The organism is Corynebacterium pilbarense, from assembly GCF_026930265.1.
In the GTDB taxonomy this organism is placed as follows: domain Bacteria; phylum Actinomycetota; class Actinomycetes; order Mycobacteriales; family Mycobacteriaceae; genus Corynebacterium; species Corynebacterium pilbarense.
The window spans coordinates 114,294-131,488 of the sequence record NZ_JANRML010000005.1 but is presented as its reverse complement, the minus strand read 5'-3'; the positions used below and the strand labels follow the sequence as shown (position 1 = coordinate 131,488).

The following is a 17,195-nucleotide window of genomic DNA, read 5'->3' as shown; positions in this document are numbered from 1 at the left end:
GGCTGCGTCTAAGTAGCCATGCAGCTTCTCCAACACGCACCCGTTCCCGCCACGGCGATCACGCTGCGGCTTGCGCACGTGGACGGCGCGGCAACTCGCGCACGCATCGCCGCCGGTTTTAGCACCTCCACCGCATTTATCAGCCTCTCACCTGGCTTGATGTGCGTATTCGACTCCCCTGACTCCACTGGCCTTACCCACCAAGAGGTCGGCGCCGCGGGTGTGAGCGTCCATCAGCTGTGGAACGTCGCGGCCGAACAGCTGATATCCCACGCGCAGCGCGACGACGGAGTGGAGTTTCTAGTACGTTGCCCCAGCGTCGCGCTGGACTGCGACGAGCTGCCGCGAGGCTTCGAGGTGGACGGACACGACTCCCCCGCCGCCTGGTGGCTTTCCCACCCACGCCCCTTTACCTTGCTGCACCGCCACTTCGAGGCCGTGCTGCGGCCGGAGACCGGGCTGGTCTACGCCACCCGCGACTGGCGCGAGCTATTCGTTTTCGATGCGGACGCCGACGAGGTGGCGGGTCGCCTGCCCGGCGCGAATGTGCTGGCCTATTCCGTGGGGTTTCCCCTGCTGCGCCACGCAAAATCCAGCTAGGGTGTGGGGCGTGAAGCGCCCCATCACCTCCACCTACCGCCTGCAGCTGCGCGGCCCGCATGCGGACCCTCACGGCCGCGCGTTCGGCTTCGCCCAGGCCGCCGAGCTTGTGCCCTACCTGTCCGACCTCGGGGTCTCGCACCTGTACCTCTCCCCGATCTTCGCTGCCGCGCCGGAGTCGAACCACAACTACGACGTGATCGACCCGACCGTGATCAACCCAGAGCTCGGCGGCATTGACGGGCTGCGCCGGCTTGCCCGTGTGGCGCACGACGCCGGGTTGGGGCTGGTGGTGGATATCGTTCCTAACCACCTCGGCGTGGAAGTGCCGCGGCGCAACCGGTGGTGGTGGGACGTGCTCAAGCACGGGAAGGATTCGAACTACGCCCACTTCTTCGACATCGACTGGGCCGAGGACAACGGCGCGGGCGGCAAAATCGCGCTGCCGGTCCTCGGCGCACCCGGCGACACGGACGCGTTAAAGCTCGAGCACCTCGATGGGGAGGACGTGCTCACCTACTACGACCACGTCTTTCCGCTCGCCCCCGGCAGCTACACCGACCTCAACGACGACCCGGCCGCCGTGCACGAGCGCCAGCACTACCGGCTGATGTACTGGCGCGACGGCATCATCTCCTACCGCCGCTTCTTCTCCATCAACGGCCTCGCCGGCGTGCGCCAAGAAGACGAAGACGTCTTCAACGCCACCCACTCCTGCCTGCGGGAACTTGTGGGCGAGGGGCTTATCGACGGCGTCCGCGTCGACCACCCCGACGGCCTGACCGACCCGTTTGGCTACCTCACGCGGCTGCGCGAGCTTATCGGCCCGGACACCTGGCTGATCGTGGAGAAAATCCTCGCGGCGGACGAGCCTTTGGATCCACGCCTGAACGTCGACGGAACCACCGGCTACGACGCGCTGCGCGAGTTCGACGGCGTCTTCGTCAACACCGACGCCGCCACCGCGCTGGGTGCGGTGGCGTTGCGCTTCAGCGGCACCACTTGGGACGCGCACGCTGTGGAAAAGGCCGAGTGGATGCTCAAAGCGCGCGTTGCGGAAGACGAGCTCGCTGCGGAGATCCGCAGGCTCGCCCGCGCGGTGCGCCACGACAGCCTCTCTTCCGCAGGCTCCCAGGTCAGCGACACGGCGCTCACCGAGGTGCTTGTGGAACTGGTTGCCGGCATGCCCGTCTACCGCGCTGACTACCGTTCGCTATCGAGAGTGACCGCGACGCTGATTGCGGAATTGGCCCAGAGCCCAATCGGGTTTGACGCGGCGGCGCTCGACCTTGTTGCGGCTGCCTTGGCCGCGCACGGCGAGGCGGCCCACCGCTTCGCCCAGGTCTGCGGAGCGGTGATGGCCAAAGGGGTGGAGGACACTCTGTTCTACCGCGCGTGCCGTCTGGTAGCACTGCAGGAAGTCGGCGGCGCACCCGGGCGATTCGGCGTCAGCCAGGCTGAATTCCACCTCCTGCAGGACGAGCGCAGCAGGTTATGGCCGCGCACCATGACAACACTGACCACGCACGATACGAAACGCAGCGAAGACACCCGCGCCCGCATGATCGAGATCTCTGAGGTGCCGGGCGAATTCAGCCAGCTCGTCGACGACGTGTTCGCGCTCACCCCGCCGCCTGACACCGCCACTGGCCTGTTTCTGTTGCACAACGTGCTGGGCGCGTGGCCGCGTGACGGCCACGCGGACGAAGCATTCACCCAGCGCCTGCAGTCGTACGCGGTCAAAGCTGTGCGTGAGGCGGACACGCTGACGAGCTGGTACGACAACGACCATGACTACGAGGCACAAGTGACCGAGTGGATTGCGCACCTCACGCATGGCCCCGCTACGCGCCTCGTCACGGACTTCGCGCGCACACTCGACCGCGGCGGGGTGGCCGTCTCGCTCGGACGCAAGCTGCTCCAACTTGTCGGACCCGGCATCCCCGACACCTACCAAGGAACCGAGTTTCTCGACTTCTCGCTGGTGGACCCGGACAACCGCCGCTTCGTCGCTTATCAGGCGCTTTGTGCTGGTGAGGGGGCTCCGGAGGACGTCGATAAGCAACACATTGTGCGCGCCGCCCTCACCTTGCGCCGCGAGCGCCCACAGCTCTTCCTCGACGGCGGATACCGCGCGATCTTCGCCGCCGGCCCCGCGCGCGAGCACGTAGTGAGCATGGCGCGCACACTTGACGACGTACCACAGGTCATCGCCGTAGCGACCCGCGCCCCGCTCAGCTTGGAGCGCGCCGGGGGCTGGCGCGGCACCACCCTCACCCTTCCGGACGGCACCTGGACCGACCGGCTCACCGGGCAGAAATATTCCGGCACTGTGGAAATGTCGCAGCTGTGCGCCGAACTACCTGCAGTGCTGTTGTCCATGTAAGCTATCCCGCCGTTATGAGCACAGCAAAGCATCCCGCGAAGCCGGCGAAACCGAGGAACAAGGCGATAGACGACACCATCGCCCGCCTCGGTTCGACCTACTTTGCCTGGATGCGCGAACACGACGACATTGCGACGGCGTTTCGGCACGCACTGCACGAACTCATGCGCGACGCCGGTGTCAACTTCGACCGCGTGGACGCACGCGTGAAATCCTGGACCTCGCTGAAGGAAAAGGCCCGCAAGACGCGCGACGACGGCGAGATGGTCTACCCCGACCCGTGGCACGACATCAAAGACATCATCGGCGCGCGCATCACCGTGCTGCACTCCACCGAGATCCCGGCCGTGCAGCGCCTCCTCGCGGACCAATTCGAAGTGCTGCGCAGCGTGGACAAGGCCGAAGAAACGCGCGTGGCCGGCGGCTTCGGTTACGGCTCTCACCACATGATCGTGCAGGTGCAGAAGCAGTCCGAAGGCCTGGAAGAGTACGTCGGCCAGGTCTTTGAGGTGCAGATCCGCACCGTGCTGCAGCACGCCTGGGCCGAGTTCGAGCACGACATCCGGTACAAGCGCGCCACCGAGAACCTGGACCCGCAGGTGGACCGGGCCTTCACCCTTGCGGCCGGCCTGATAGAGCTTGCGGACCAGCAGTTCGACCAGATCGCGTCGCTGGCGAACCCGGAGGACCCGGCAGACAAGGTCAACCCCGAGGTAGACGCGGAGATCTCCCCGGAGACCCTGCCGGGCATCCTCACCGTGCTGCTGGGCAACCAGTTCCCGCTGTCGCGCGCCGGCGACTACCGCTTCTGCACGGAACTTTTGCGCGCCCACGGCATCGAGCACGTCTCCGACGTTGCGGAGCTGACCAACCCGGCGGACATCGAGGCGATCTCGAACTCGCTGTCCTACGCCTTCGTGCCTGGACAAGTGCGCATCGTGGACGATTTGCTGCTCAACCGCTACGGCACCGAACACATCGAGCGCACCTGGGACGCCGGCAACCGCCCGCAGGTACGGCGCAAGCGGCTGACTAACCGTTTGCGGCTTCTGCGCGGCGAGTAGTTCAGTTGCGCCGACCCATCAGCCGGTCGATCTCGCGGCGCTGCTTCTTCGTCGGCCTGCCCGTGCCGCGGTCGCGCACCGGCGGCGCCGCGAACAGCTCGCGCGGCGGGGGCGGCGGCGAGTGGTCGACGTAGCACGACCGGGCAACCGGCGCGCCGACGCGCTTGCTCACGGTCGCCGCCACTTCGAGGATGTATTCGCGGTGGTCCTTCCACACGCGCACCGTCTCACCGGGGACGACCTGCTGGGCGGGCTTGACGGCCTTGCCGTCGATTTTCACGTGCCCGGCGCGCACCGCGTCCGCGGCTTGGCTGCGGGTTTTGAAGATGCGCACAGCCCACAGCCAGGCGTCGATGCGCACCGCCGCCATGGTTGGCTGGGTCAAGCTAGTACTGGTCCTTGTGGTTGACGATTCGCTGGACCTTGTTCCAGTTGGTGAACCCGCCTGCAACAGCCACGACGAGTCCGAGGAACAAGATGGTCCAGGAGCCGAAAATCAGGCCGAAAGCGATGCCTCCGGCAACGCCGCCGCCGGCCCACAGGACGGCGTTGCGGGAGTACTGGCGCACGGCGGCCTTGCGCTGTGCGATCGGGTCATTGGGGCGCGGCTGCATGGTCATGGGGTCTAAGTGTAGCGCCTTACGCGCCGCGTTCGACCCAGCGGTAGCCGGCCTCTTTCATCTCGGCGCCGCCGTGGGTGGCGGCGGCCAACAGGGCGTCCACACGCTCGCGCTCCCCCGGCGTGAACGCCAGGGTGTAGGTGGCGGCGCGTCCGTACTCCACATCCACGACGTCGATGCCTGCGGTGCGCAGCTCCGACTCAATGCGCCCCGCTTCGGCGTGCGGGAAGTCCACGGTGCCCAGCTCGCGCACCTCGCGGGTGACGCGGGTGACGTGCTCGAGGGTGTCGGCCACGGACTCGGTGTATGCGCTGACCAGCCCGCCGGTGCCGAGCTTGATGCCGCCGAAGTAGCGGATCGCAACCGCCACCACGTCCTGCATGCCGGAGCCTTTGAGCACCTCCAACATGGGTTTGCCGGCCGTGCCGGAGGGCTCGCCGTCGTCGGATGAGCGCTCGATGGGCTGCACTGCGTCCTGGTGCACGATGAACGCGGAGCAGTGGTGGCGCGCGTCCGGGTACTCTTCGCGGGCGGCGTTGATGACCTCGCGCGCCTCTTCCTCTGTGGTTGCGCGGGCGATCCAGCCGATGAACCGGGAGCGTTTGACTTCGAATTCGTGGGTGACCAGCTCATCTGCGGGGCGTACGTACGACTGCTCCATCGGTTTAGCCCGCCACGATGTAGTCGTACTCGGGCGTGCCCGGCTCCAGGCGGCGGCAGTCGATCGCCGACTCATCCATCCGCCCCAGCAGCGGAGCGAGGTCCTCGGCGCGGGCGAGCTCGATGCCCACGAGGGCTGCGCCTGTTTCGCGGTTGTTCTTTTTCAGGTACTCGAACAGCACGATGTCGTCTTCCTCGCCGAGGATGTCGTTGAGGAAGTGGCGCAGCTGGCCTGCCTCCTGCGGGAAATTGACCAAAAAGTAGTGGCGCAGGCCACGGTGCACCAGGGAGCGCTCCATCACCTCGGCGTAGCGCAGCACGTCGTTGTTGCCGCCGGAGATGATGCACACCACGGTCGAACCGGGCGCCAGTTCCGCCAGCCCCAGGCCCGCCACGGACAGTGCGCCGGCGGGCTCGGCGATGATGCCTTCGTTTTGGTACAGCCCGAGCATCTCGGTGCACACCGCGCCTTCGTCCACGGCGTAGAGCTCGGTGGCGTCACGGTGAGCGTTGAAAACCTGCCACGGGATGTCGCCGATGCGCTTTACCGCCGCGCCGTCCACGAACGGGTCGATGGCTTCCAGGCGGACAGGTTCGCCCGCATCGTGCGCCGCGCCTAACGACGCCGCACCTTTCGGCTCCACCCCAACCACCTTCGTCGCCGGAGACATGTCGGCCAGGTAGGACAGCACGCCGGAGATAAGCCCGCCGCCGCCCACCGGCACCAGCACGGTGTCCAGCTCTTTGCCCAGGCTGGCCAGCTGCGCCACGATTTCGGCGGCGACGGTGCCCTGGCCGACCACGGTGTCGCGGGAATCGAACGGCTCGATTACTGTCGCACCGCGTGCCGCGGCGTCCTCGCGGGCGGCCTGCGCGGCCTCGTCGAATGTGTTGCCCGTGACCACAAGTTCGATGGCGTCGCCGCCGTGGACGCGGATGCGGTCGCGCTTCTGCTTCGGGGTGGGCTTGGGCACGAAGATCTTTCCTTGGATGCCCATCGCGCGGCAGGCGTAGGCCACGCCTTGGGCGTGGTTGCCTGCGGACGCCGCCACGACACCGGCGGCGCGGGCGTCTTCGCTCAGCCGGGAGATGCCGTAGTAGGCGCCGCGGATCTTGTAGGAGCGCACGTCCTGCAGGTCCTCGCGCTTGAGGTAGACATCCACGCCGTGCTGTTCCGACAGCCGCGGGCAGTACTGCAGCGGAGTCGGCGAAATCACCGATGAGATCCGGCCTTGCGCGAACCGGATGTCGGCTGCGCGGACTTCCTCGAAGGCGGAGTCGGATGTGTTCGGTGTGGCTGTGCGCATGGTTAGCGAGTCTACAACTGCCCCGCTCGTTTACTCCCCCTTCACCTCACCGTAACTTCGCGCCCACCTTCAGGCTGTACACAAGAGCACGTACTCATTTTTAGCTCGTTTTTACAGCCTCTTGAAAGGTCCACCTATGTCCGGAAACCGCATCTCCCGCACCGGCCTCGCCGCCGCGTGCGCCACCGCCCTCACCCTCGGCCTTGTCTCCCCGGCAACCGCCGCCGTCGTTACTGAGCCGGTGAAGGATCTTGCCGACGGTGCTACCGCCGACATCTCGGTACTGGGGTCCTACGGCGCAGGCGCCTTTGACGAGTCCGCCGCCGAAATTGTCGCCTTCCACGCCGATTCCAAGCGCATCCTCACCGTCAACGCGCTCTCCGGCAAGATCGACGTCCTCGACGCGGCTGACCCTTCCACACCCACCAAGGTCGGCGAGGTCTCCGGCGGCGAGAACACCACCATCAACTCCGTCGCTGTGCGTGCCGACGGCCTCGCGGTGGCCACCGTCGAGCCAGAGAACAAAACCGATGCCGGCGAACTGATTTTCTTCGACGCTGGCGCTGACACGCCCGGCACCGTGCTCGGCCGCGTGGGTGTCGGTGCCCTGCCGGACATGGTGACCATCACCCCGGAGGGCGATTACGCACTGGTGGCAAACGAGGGCGAGCCCGCTGAGGATTACTCGGTTGATCCGGAGGGCAGCGTAGCCGTCGTCAAGCTGCCTGATGCTCTAAAGGCCGCGACCCAGGCTGATGTGCGCACCGCTGACTTCACCGCGTTCGAGGGCACCTTGGCGGACAAGGGCGTGCACATTTACGGCCAGGTGGGTGCCTCCACCACCGAGGCTCAGAACCTCGAGCCGGAGTACATCGCAGTTTCAGGCGGCAAGGCGTACGTGACGCTGCAGGAAAACAACGCCGTCGCCGTGGTGGACATCGCCACCGCCACCGTCGAGGACGTGTGGCCCCTGGGTTACACCGACCGCCGCGAGGTGCCAATGGACATCTCCGATAAGGACGACAAGATCGACATCCGCACCGCACCGGTCAAGGGGATTCTGCAGCCGGATTCCATCGCCGCCTACGAGGTCGACGGCACGACCTACCTGGTCACGGCCAACGAGGGCGACGCGCGCGACTGGGATGCCTACTCCGAGGAAGTGCGCATTAAGAAGCTGGGCGGCAAGAAGGCGGCCCCGATTTGTGAGGGCTACGCGGGCATGACCGCCGGCGAAATCGAGGAATTCCAGGCCGACGAAAACGCGGGCCGGTTGAAGATCACCACCGCGTTCGGTTTGAACGAAGAGAAGGACTGCTACGAGGACCTCTACACCTACGGTGGCCGCAGCTTCTCTATCTTCACCGCCGACGGCAAGCGAGTGTTCGACTCCGGCGCCGAGTTCGAGGAGCTCACCGCGAAGCTTCTGCCGGAGCACTTCAACACCAACCACACGGAAAACGAGTTCGAGTCCCGCTCCGACGACAAGGGCCCGGAGCCCGAGGGTGTCACCGTCGGCGAGATCAACGGCCGCACTTACGCGTTCATCGGCTTCGAGCGACTCGGCGGCGTGATGGTCTACGACATCACCAATCCGGCGAAGCCGACCTACACCGCCTACATCAACAACCGCGACTTCTCCATCAATATGGAAGAACTTGCCGACAAGGGCGACGACGCCGTGAAGGCCGGGCTGGAAAAGGTTGGCGACCTGGGCGCCGAGGGGCTCACGTTCGTGTCTGAGAAGGACTCCCCGAACGGTGAGAACCTACTGATCGTGGGCAACGAGGTCTCCGGAACCACCACCGTGTTTAAGGTGGACTCGCTCATTGAGGCACCGGCCAAGCCGGCCCAGGACGCTGTCGGCAGCTCCCTCTCCAAAGGCGGTGTGATTGCGATCGCACTTACGGCTGCGGCTTTGGTTATCGGCGCTCTGGGCGCGCTCGGCAACGTTGTGAACTCGATGTTTGCCAAGTAATTCGGTGGCGGCGGACAACTGTTGTCCATGAAAAAAACACCACCGCTTCACTACATTTTTAACCCTAAACCTGCTAGGTTCATCCAGGTGTCATGTCGGGCACAGCGCCCACATCGACTGTTTTGGATCTTCTACGAGGAGAATAAGAGAACATATGAAGCGTATTTCCACCGCAGCCGTGGCTGCCGCGACCGCTCTGTCCCTGGCCACCGTCCCGGCGATGGCTCAGGAGAACACTGCAACTACGACCACCGGTACCGCTACGGCGACCACCACGCCGTCTGAGCCGACGACCACTCCGTCGACCGATGCTCCGTCGACCGAGCAGAACGAGCCGACTCAGCCGACCGAGCCGACTCAGCCGACCGAGCCGACTCAGCCGACCGAGCCGACTCAGCCGACGGAGCCCACGAAGCCGCAGCAGCCGAAGCAGCAGTCCTCCGGCTCCTCCCAGGGCACCATCGTGGGCATCTTCTCCGGAACGCTCGGTGCTGTGCTGACCACCGCTCTGATCGTGTTCTCCGACCCGCGTGGCGCGAACAAGATCATCGACATGGTCAACGCTCAGTTCGGCCTGGGTCTGCCGCACCTGCACACCCCGAAGGTTCAGCTGCCTAACTTCCAGCTCCCGAACCTTCCTTTCTAACCCACCCGCTCTCTTTCGCCTGAGGAAGGTCAATCAATGAAGTCTCGTTTCGTAGCCGTGTCTTTCGCGGCCACCGCAATCGCAGCTGGCTCCCTCGCAGGTGCCGCAGCCGCCGCCGAAGCTGATACTTCGACGACGACCACGTCCGCCTCTGCGGAGCCGACCACCACGGCAACGCAGGATTCCACCCCGACCACCACGGCGTCCACCAAGACCAGTGAGCCAGCCCCCACCAAGGAAGGCCCGGTAGTAGTCGAGCCGTCCGGTACTACCACCACTCCGGCGGCCACTGGCACCACCACCCCGGCTACCACCACTCCGTCCACCACCGGCAAGGAGAAGCCGACGGGCAGCAACGTCGCGACCGTCACTCCGACTGCGACCTACACCCCGCCGGCATGGCTGCAGCCGTCCTCCTACGAGGAGCAGGCGCTCGATATCATCGGCAAGATCTCGCTCTGGGTCACTGCACTCGCAGCGGCGATCAGCTCCCTCATGGTTGTCGTGGGCGCTGTCCCAGGGCTGAAGGAGAGCATCAAGAAGATGGCTAACAAGAAGTAAAGCCTGCTGCGTATACGCCAAGCCCCGTCCGGTGTGACCGGACGGGGCTTGGCGTTTGGTTTGGGGCCGCGCGCTAGCCCAAGATCCCGGCGCCGAGTGTCGCCTTGAGGTCGCCCATCAAGCTGGCTGAGCGGTTCACGCGCAGGTGGTCTCCCAGAATCATCAGCTGGCTGTGTTCTCCGTTGACCAGATTCAGGTAGACATCGGAATCGCCGGCGTTGTTCACCAGCACGCCTTTAAGCTTGGCGATGTTCTCCGCGGTGCACTGATCCGTGCGCATGGTCAACCGCAGCGGCAGCCCGGCACCGTTGCCGGGGCCAAGCTCCGGCACCTTCACGTCGTCGCCGAATAGGCTCATACGATCGTCGCGGATGGAAACATGCGCCTTGACCAGAATGATGTTGTCCTCCACGATCTGAGGCGCGACCAGTGCGTACACCTTGTTAAATAGCAGCACATCCACCTGCGCGCCGTGGTGGTCCTCAATGGTCACGATCGCCCACGGAGAGCCATCCTTCTTGGAGAAACGGCGGTCCACGGTGGAGATCAACCCGCCGATGGTCACTTCTGCCCCGTTGCGCATTTCGCCGGAGAGGATGGTGGTCAGCTGAGTATCCGTCTGCGCGTCGATGGCCTCCTCGAAGCCGTCGAGCGGGTGGCCGGAAACATACAGACCGAGCATCTCACGTTCCAGTGCGAGCTTGTGCTTGCGGTCCCATTCGTCGTCAGGCACCTCGATGGTAAATGCGGAGTTGTCGGCGCCGTCTTCCCCGCCGAAACCGGCGAAGAGGTCGAACTGCCCCTTGTCCGCCGCCTTCTTTGTGGCAAGAACGGAATCGACGGCGTCTTCCTGGATGAGCATGAGCCCCTTGCGCGGGTGCTCCAGCGAGTCGAATGCCCCGGCTTTAATCAGCGATTCTGTGATTCGCTTGTTGCAGGCCGCCAACTCGATTTTGTCCAGGTAGTCCGAGAAGCTGGTGAAGGAGCCCTTTTCCTTCCTGGTTTTCTTGATGGACTCCACCACTTCCACGCCGACGTTTCGCACAGCGGCAAGCCCGTAGCGGATGTCTTCGCCAACAGCCATGAAGTTTTCTTCGGACTCGTTGATGTCCGGCTGCAGCACGCTAATGCCCAGGTGGCGGCAGTCTGACAGGTAGATCGCGGACTTGTCCTTCTTGTCTCCCACAGAGGTCAGCAGTGCCGCCATGTACTCGGCGGCGTAGTTCGCTTTCATGTACGCGGTCCAATAGGACACCAGCGCGTAGCCCGCGGCGTGGGACTTGTTAAACGCATACGAGGCGAACGGCTCGATCGTGCCCCACAGCGCATCCACGGCCTCCTTGGAGTAGCCGTTGGAGAACATGCCGGCGGAAAATGCTTCGTACTCCTTCGCCAACACCTCCGGTTTTTTCTTACCCATGGCCTTGCGGAAGCCGTCTGCTTGACCCGCCGTGTAGTTCGCCACCTTCTGCGAGATGTTCATGATCTGCTCTTGGTAGACGATCAGGCCGTAGGTCTCATCCAGGATCTCCTTGAGCGGTTCTTCCAGCTCCGGGTGGATCGGCGTAATTGGCTTGCGTCCGTTCTTACGGTCGGCGTAATCCCAGTGGGCGTTCACACCCATCGGGCCCGGGCGGTACAGCGCCAGCGAGGCAACAATATCGTTGAATCCGGTCGGCTTCATGCGCTTGAGCAGCTCCTGCATACCGCCCGAGTCCAGCTGGAACACGCCTAGAGTGTCGCCGCGCGAGAGCAGCTCGTAGACCGCTTGGTTATCGGTGTCGAGAGCCTCAAGGTCGATGGTTTCGCCGCGGTTTTTCTTCACGTTCTCCAGCGCGTCGCCCAGCACCGTGAGGTTGCGCAGCCCCAGAAAGTCCATCTTCAGCAGGCCGATAGCCTCACACGCCGGGTAGTCCCAGCCGGTGATGATCGCGCCGTCCGCCGGGCGCTTCCACATCGGAATGTGCTCCATTAGCGGCACCGACGCCATAATCACGGCACACGCGTGCACGCCTGCCTGCCTGACCACGCCTTCCAGGCCGCGGGCCGTCTCATAGATCTTGGCCACGTCCGGATCCGTCTCAATCAGCGAGCGGACCTCCGCAGCCTCGTTGTAGCGCTCATGCTCCGGGTCGGTGATGCCGGAGAGCGGAATGTCCTTCGCCATGATCGCCGGCGGCAGTGCACCGTTGATGCGGTCCGCCATCTGGAAGCCGGGCTGGCCGAAGTTCACCTTGGCCGAGTCCTTAATCGCCTGCTTGGTTTTCACCGTGCCGAAGGTGATCACCTGGGCGATTTTGTCTTCGCCCCAGCGATCAGCGGCGTAAGTGATCATTTCTCCGCGGCGGCGGTCATCGAAGTCGATATCGATATCCGGCGCGGACGGGCGCTCCGGGTTCAAGAATCGCTCGAAGAGCAGGCCGTGTTCCATCGGGTCAATGTTGGTGATCGTCAGCGCGTACGCGACCAGAGAGCCCGCCGCAGAACCACGGCCCGGTCCGACGCGGATGCCAATCTCGCGGGCGTGCTTGATCAGTTCCGCCACGATGAGGAAGTAGGACGGGTAGCCCTTCATGTCGATGACATCGATCTCGTAGCTCGCGCGCGTCAGGTATTCCTCCGGCACGTCTCCACCGTCGAACCGCTCCTTCAAACCGCGCAATACCTCTTCGCGCAGCCACGTCGTCGGCGTGTGGCCCTCCGGCACGTCCGCGATCGGCATGCGGTCGTGCGGGTGCTCCTCCCACAGCTCGCCGTAGTCGCCCACGCGCTCCGCGATCCACAGGGTGTTGTCGCAACCGTCCGGCACCGTGGAATCCCACAGCTCGCGCATCTGTTCCGCGGACTTGATGTAATAGCCGGAGCCGTCAAACTTGAAACGGTCCGGATCAAGCAGCGTCTTGCCGGTCTGCACGCACAGCATCGCCTCATGCGCCGGCGCCTGAGATTCGAGCACGTAGTGGCAGTCGTTGGTCACTAGCGGCGGCAGGTCCAACGTCTGGCCGATGCGCAGAAGGTCCTCCCGCACTCGCCGCTCGATGTGCAGGCCGTGGTCCATCAACTCCAGGAAATAGTTGTCCTTGCCGTAGATGTCCTGCCACATCGCCGCCGCCTCGAGTGCGGCGTCGTACTGGCCGAGGCGCAGGCGCGTCTGCACATCGCCCGACGGGCAGCCCGTGGTGGCGATGATGCCGTCCGCGTGCTCGGCGATCAACTCCGCGTCCATGCGCGGCCACTTGCCCAGCTGGCCCTCGTAGGACGCGAGCGACGACAGCTTGAACAGGTTGCGCAGACCTGTCGCATTTTCCGCCAGCATCGTCTGGTGCAAGTACGCGCCGGACGCGGAAACGTCGTCCCGCTTTTGGTCCGGGGTGCCCCAAAGCACGCGCTTTTTGTTGAAGCGGGACTCCGGCGCCATGTACGCCTCGATGCCGATGATCGGCTTGACCCCGGCATCCACCATGCGGCGGTAGAACGCGTTCGAACCGAACATGTTGCCGTGGTCGGTCATACCCACCGCAGGCATGCCCTGGCGCACAACTTCGTCGGCGAGCATGTCCACCTTCGCCATGCCGTCCAACATGGAGAACTCGGTGTGGTTATGCAGATGCACGAAGGAGGATTTTTTGGCCATGCGGGTCATCTTAGACGGCACGCCGACAGGCGCGAATCCCCTCGAAAACCGGTGCGGTTATTCGTACCGCAGCGCCTCGATAGGCTGCATCTTTGCCGCCTTCGAGGCGGGGTACGCACCGAAGAACACACCCGTGGCAAGCGAGAACAGCAATGCGAAGATCACGGCACTGATTGGCGGCCACGTCATGTCCAAAACCGCGGAGCTGGCGATCATGCCGATCGCGCCGCCGAGGATCACACCGATGATGCCGCCGATGAGACACACCAGCATCGCCTCGACGATGAACTGCACGCGAATATCGTTCTGCGTCGCTCCGAGGGCCTTGCGCACGCCGATCTCGCGGGTGCGCTCGGTCACCGTAATCAGCATGATGTTCATCACGCCGATACCGCCGACGAGCAGCGAGATGCCGCCAATGGCGGACAGCACCGTGGACAGGGTGCGGAAGATCGTGGTGAGACCTTCCAGCCCTGCGGAAATATCGAAGACCTCAGCCTCGTAGTTCTCGTTGCCCGCGTACTGGCGGTCAAGGTAGGACTGCAGGTCCCCACGGAACACCTCTGCGTCTTCATCGGCCGCGGAGCGCACGCTAAACGACGATGTCCAGCTCGCGTCCAGCCCAACCCGGTCCGCCGCCGTGGCGGGAATGAAAATCTCGGCGGCGGCGGACGGGCCGAAAGCCGGGTCCTTGTCCGCCCGCTCCAGCACGCCGACGATCGTGAACACGCTGGTGGTGCCGTCCACATCCACGTCGAAGCGGGAGCCGAGGGCGTCGGCGGAATCGCCATCGAAAAGCGCCTCCACAAGCTCCGGGGAAACCACCGCAACAGGGCGGCGGCCATCGAGCATGTCCTGCGTGATGCCGCGACCGTACTGCACATTCAGGCTGCGCATATCGAGCGAGCCGGTAAGTGCCGGGTTGATGCCGACGGAGACAGAGTCGTCGCCCGTGGTGGCCTCGCCCTGGCCGGAGATGTCGATGTCGACGCCTTGGATCCGGTCGCCGAAAGAGGCACTCAAGTTATCGAGTTCTTCAAGGCTCATGCCGTCGCGCTCTTCGGTCGGCCCGGCCATGCCGAATCCTGCGAACGGGTCGTCGCCGCCCTCGCCCTCCTCCGGGCGCTCGTGCACCATGACCGGGTAGGTGGTGGTGCCGGCGTCCTCGAGCCCGCCCATGACGTCGTTTTCCAGGGCGCGGCCGAGCGTCATGATGATGATCACGGCCATGATGCCGATGATGATGCCCAACAGCGTCAGCAGCGAGCGCAGCTTGTTGGTGTTGAGGCTGGACACGGCCAGCCGCATGGATTCGCGGATGTTCATTTAGCTCGCTCCTCCCGGTGCTCGCACGCCGGCAATGCGGCCGTCCATCATTTCCACCACGCGCCCGGTCTCTTCGGCGAGCTCCGGGTTGTGGGTAATAAACACGATGGCCTTGCCCAGCTCCTGGTTCAGTTCGTGGAACAGGTCCATCACCATGCGGCCGGTCTTGGAGTCCAGCGCGCCGGTGGGCTCGTCCGCGAGCAGCAAGTCCGGGTCGTTGGCCAGGCTGCGCGCGATTGCCACGCGCTGCTTCTGACCGCCGGAGAGCTCGTTCGGATTGTGGTGCAGGCGATCGCCCATGCCCATCCGGTCCAGCAGCTCGGCGGCGCGCTCGTCACGCTCCTTGCGCTCTACGCCCGCGTACATCATGGGCATGGCCACGTTCTGCAGCGCATCCATGCGGCCGATCAGGTTGAAGTTCTGGAAAATGAAGCCGATGTTCTTGCTGCGGTAGGACGCGAGTTCCTTGTCCTCCTTGGCATAGACCGGCTCACCGTTGAAGGCGTAGGCCCCCTCTGTCGGCCGGTCCAGCATGCCAATCAAGTTCATCAGCGTGGACTTGCCGCAGCCGGACGGGCCGACGATGGAGACAAACTCGCCCTGGTCGGCGTAGAAGTCCACTCCGTGTAGAACCGTCAGCTCGCTGGGTTCGCCCTCGTTGTAGGTTTTGACCACATTGCGCATGTCGATAAGCAAGCCGGAATCGGCCATGCCATTGTGCTTCGAAGCTTGCGTCATCTACTGCTGCCCCTCGGCCGCACGACGGGTGCTGGTGACCGTCACCGTGGCCGTGGTGCGCTCTTTCTTCTCCCGCGCCTCGCGCACCTGATCAGGGTTGAAGTTCGGGTCCGTGATCTCCACGTTCTCACCGACTCGGCCTTGGTACTCCTCCGGCCAGTTGATCACGATGTCGCCTGGCTTCAGCTCACCGCCGGTGACTGCGACGTCCACGTCGTTGGACGCGCCGGTTTTCACAGAACGCTCCTCGACGGTGCCCGTCGTCGCGTCATCGCCGTCCGTGGCGAGCACGAGCACCTTCTGGTCGTTGTCCTCGCCGTAGACGGCGTCCAGCGGCACGTTCAGCGCGTCCTTCGCCTCCGCAGTGATGATTTCCGCGCGGGCGGAACCGCCGAGCAGCAGGCCTTCCTTGTCGCCGGTGACCTCGATCTCCACCGGGAACGTCACCTCGTTGGACTTGTTGTTGCCCTGTTGCGGCGGCATACCTTGCATCGGGTTCTGGTTACCGCTGGCAACGGAATCCGACGCCGGTGCGATACGAGTGACGCGGCCCTTGAACGTTTTCTTGCCGGTCGCAGTGGTGGTGAACTCCACCCGGTCGCCTTCCTTGATATTGGGCACGTCCGATTCGCGCACGTCGGTGCGGATGACCAAGCGGGAATCGTCCGCGATGGTCAAAAGCTTGCCCTGTGGGATGTCGCCTTCGCGCACGTCCACGCTGGTGACCAGTCCCGCCATCGGGGCGTAAATGGTGGATTCACGCACCTGGTATTCCAGGGTGCCGTCACCGTCACCGAGCTGGGCAGTTTCAGCCTGGCGCACCGCGGAGTCCAACTGCGCCTGCAGCTGGTTGCCCTCCTGCGCGGCCGCGGACTGCGCCGCAGCCAGGGCCGCCTTCGCATCCTGCAGCGCTGCGCTTGCTTCTTCGACGCTCATGCCCGGGCCCACGGCAGCGCCGCCACCAGCACCGCCAGCGCCAGTGCCAGCACCGCTCTCCCCCGTCAGCTGCGCCAGCTGTTCAGGGCTCAGCTCACCGGGCGTGCCCGGCGTGCCCGGCGTGCCCGGCTGGCCAGGCATAGCCGGTGCCTCGGGTGCAGCCGGCGGTGCCGGCGGTGCCGGAGGCGCCGTCCTGATGCCGAGGTTCGAGGAAATGCCGCCGGCGGCACGTTCGACAGCCGCGATGCCGCGGTTGACAATGCGGGCGCCGCCGTTGGCGGCCACGGCAGCGTCGTACGCCGCCTGCGCCTGATTTACCTGCGCCTGGGCGGCGCGGATGGCCTCGTTGGTGCCGTTGTTCACGCTTTCCTGGTGGGCGTTGAGCGCCGCGCGGGCCTGATCCACCTGCGCTTGAGCGTCCGCCTGCGCGTTGGCCTGCTGCTTCTGCTGGATCTCCAGCTGGCGCTCCAGCTGCTCGGAGTTCATGGAGGCCAAGAACTGCTGCGGCTGCACGCGATCGCCGGCCTTGACGGCCACCTTCTCTACCTCGGACTGCACCGAGGTGGAGATGTTCACGGAACGGATCGGCTCAATGGTGCCGTTGACCACAACACTGTCGGACACCCCTTCGTTGGTGGCCACGGTGTAATCGCCGGGGTTCAGGCCCGCTCCCTCAGCGTTGTCGTCGCCGCCTCCGCCGAATCCGCATGCGCCGAGGAAGAGCGCGGAGGTTGTCACC

At 64.8% G+C, this 17,195-nt stretch carries 14 protein-coding genes; 6 read left to right on the top strand and 8 right to left on the bottom strand.

The genetic code is table 11. The features are described 5' to 3' along the window. The first annotated feature begins 18 nt into the window (after positions 1-18). Genes NUW87_RS05870 through NUW87_RS05860 form a run of 3 tightly spaced genes read left to right on the top strand, consistent with a single transcriptional unit; the run spans position 19 to position 4,050 of the window. Positions 19-600 (top strand): hypothetical protein, encoded by a 582-nt coding sequence (locus NUW87_RS05870; protein ID WP_269027668.1) that lies wholly within the window; start codon positions 19-21, stop codon positions 598-600. Between the two features lie 10 nt (positions 601-610). Beyond that, entirely contained in the window at positions 611-2,986 is a 2,376-nt protein-coding gene (gene treY / locus NUW87_RS05865) for a malto-oligosyltrehalose synthase (RefSeq protein ID WP_269027667.1), read from the top strand. Between the two features lie 14 nt (positions 2,987-3,000). Next, positions 3,001-4,050, top strand: a complete 1,050-nt coding sequence (locus tag NUW87_RS05860; protein WP_269027666.1) for a GTP pyrophosphokinase — start codon at positions 3,001-3,003, stop codon at positions 4,048-4,050. A gap of 1 nt (position 4,051) precedes the next feature. Here the strand turns inward: NUW87_RS05860 and NUW87_RS05855 are convergent, their stop codons facing one another. From NUW87_RS05855 to ilvA, 4 genes are read right to left on the bottom strand one after another with little or no spacing between them, the layout of a single operon-like run. Beyond that, entirely contained in the window at positions 4,052-4,420 is a 369-nt protein-coding gene (locus NUW87_RS05855) for an RNA-binding S4 domain-containing protein (protein WP_194559841.1), read from the bottom strand. A 16-nt stretch (positions 4,421-4,436) separates the two neighbouring features. Further along, positions 4,437-4,670 carry a hypothetical protein gene (locus NUW87_RS05850; protein ID WP_034998578.1) on the bottom strand — a complete coding sequence of 78 codons (234 nt, stop codon included), beginning with the start codon at positions 4,668-4,670 and terminating at the stop codon, positions 4,437-4,439. 19 nt (positions 4,671-4,689) lie between these two features. Then, on the bottom strand, positions 4,690-5,331 hold the full coding sequence (locus NUW87_RS05845) for a YigZ family protein (RefSeq protein ID WP_269027665.1): 642 nt from the start codon (positions 5,329-5,331) through the stop codon (positions 4,690-4,692). A gap of 4 nt (positions 5,332-5,335) precedes the next feature. Further along, positions 5,336-6,637 carry a threonine ammonia-lyase IlvA gene (gene ilvA, locus NUW87_RS05840; protein ID WP_269027664.1) on the bottom strand — a complete coding sequence of 434 codons (1,302 nt, stop codon included), beginning with the start codon at positions 6,635-6,637 and terminating at the stop codon, positions 5,336-5,338. Positions 6,638-6,773: 136 nt separating this feature from the next. Between ilvA and NUW87_RS05835 the strand changes: the two genes are divergently transcribed. From NUW87_RS05835 to NUW87_RS05825, 3 genes are all read left to right on the top strand, one after another. Further along, on the top strand, positions 6,774-8,615 hold the full coding sequence (locus tag NUW87_RS05835) for a choice-of-anchor I family protein (RefSeq protein ID WP_269027663.1): 1,842 nt from the start codon (positions 6,774-6,776) through the stop codon (positions 8,613-8,615). A 154-nt stretch (positions 8,616-8,769) separates the two neighbouring features. Continuing rightward, on the top strand, positions 8,770-9,261 hold the full coding sequence (locus NUW87_RS05830; protein WP_269027662.1) for a hypothetical protein: 492 nt from the start codon (positions 8,770-8,772) through the stop codon (positions 9,259-9,261). 36 nt (positions 9,262-9,297) lie between these two features. Continuing rightward, on the top strand, positions 9,298-9,822 hold the full coding sequence (locus tag NUW87_RS05825; protein WP_269027661.1) for a hypothetical protein: 525 nt from the start codon (positions 9,298-9,300) through the stop codon (positions 9,820-9,822). Between the two features lie 73 nt (positions 9,823-9,895). Here NUW87_RS05825 and dnaE read toward each other — a convergent pair whose 3' ends face one another. From dnaE to NUW87_RS11760, 4 genes are read right to left on the bottom strand one after another with little or no spacing between them, the layout of a single operon-like run. Continuing rightward, on the bottom strand, positions 9,896-13,456 hold the full coding sequence (dnaE, locus tag NUW87_RS05820; protein WP_269027660.1) for a DNA polymerase III subunit alpha: 3,561 nt from the start codon (positions 13,454-13,456) through the stop codon (positions 9,896-9,898). 57 nt (positions 13,457-13,513) lie between these two features. Next, on the bottom strand, positions 13,514-14,782 hold the full coding sequence (locus tag NUW87_RS05815; protein WP_269027659.1) for an ABC transporter permease: 1,269 nt from the start codon (positions 14,780-14,782) through the stop codon (positions 13,514-13,516). After that, complete coding sequence (locus NUW87_RS05810) at positions 14,783-15,520, bottom strand: ABC transporter ATP-binding protein (protein WP_377734080.1); 738 nt, start codon at positions 15,518-15,520, stop codon at positions 14,783-14,785. Beyond that, entirely contained in the window at positions 15,521-17,194 is a 1,674-nt protein-coding gene (locus NUW87_RS11760) for an efflux RND transporter periplasmic adaptor subunit (RefSeq protein WP_239217224.1), read from the bottom strand. Position 17,195: the final 1 nt, after the last annotated feature.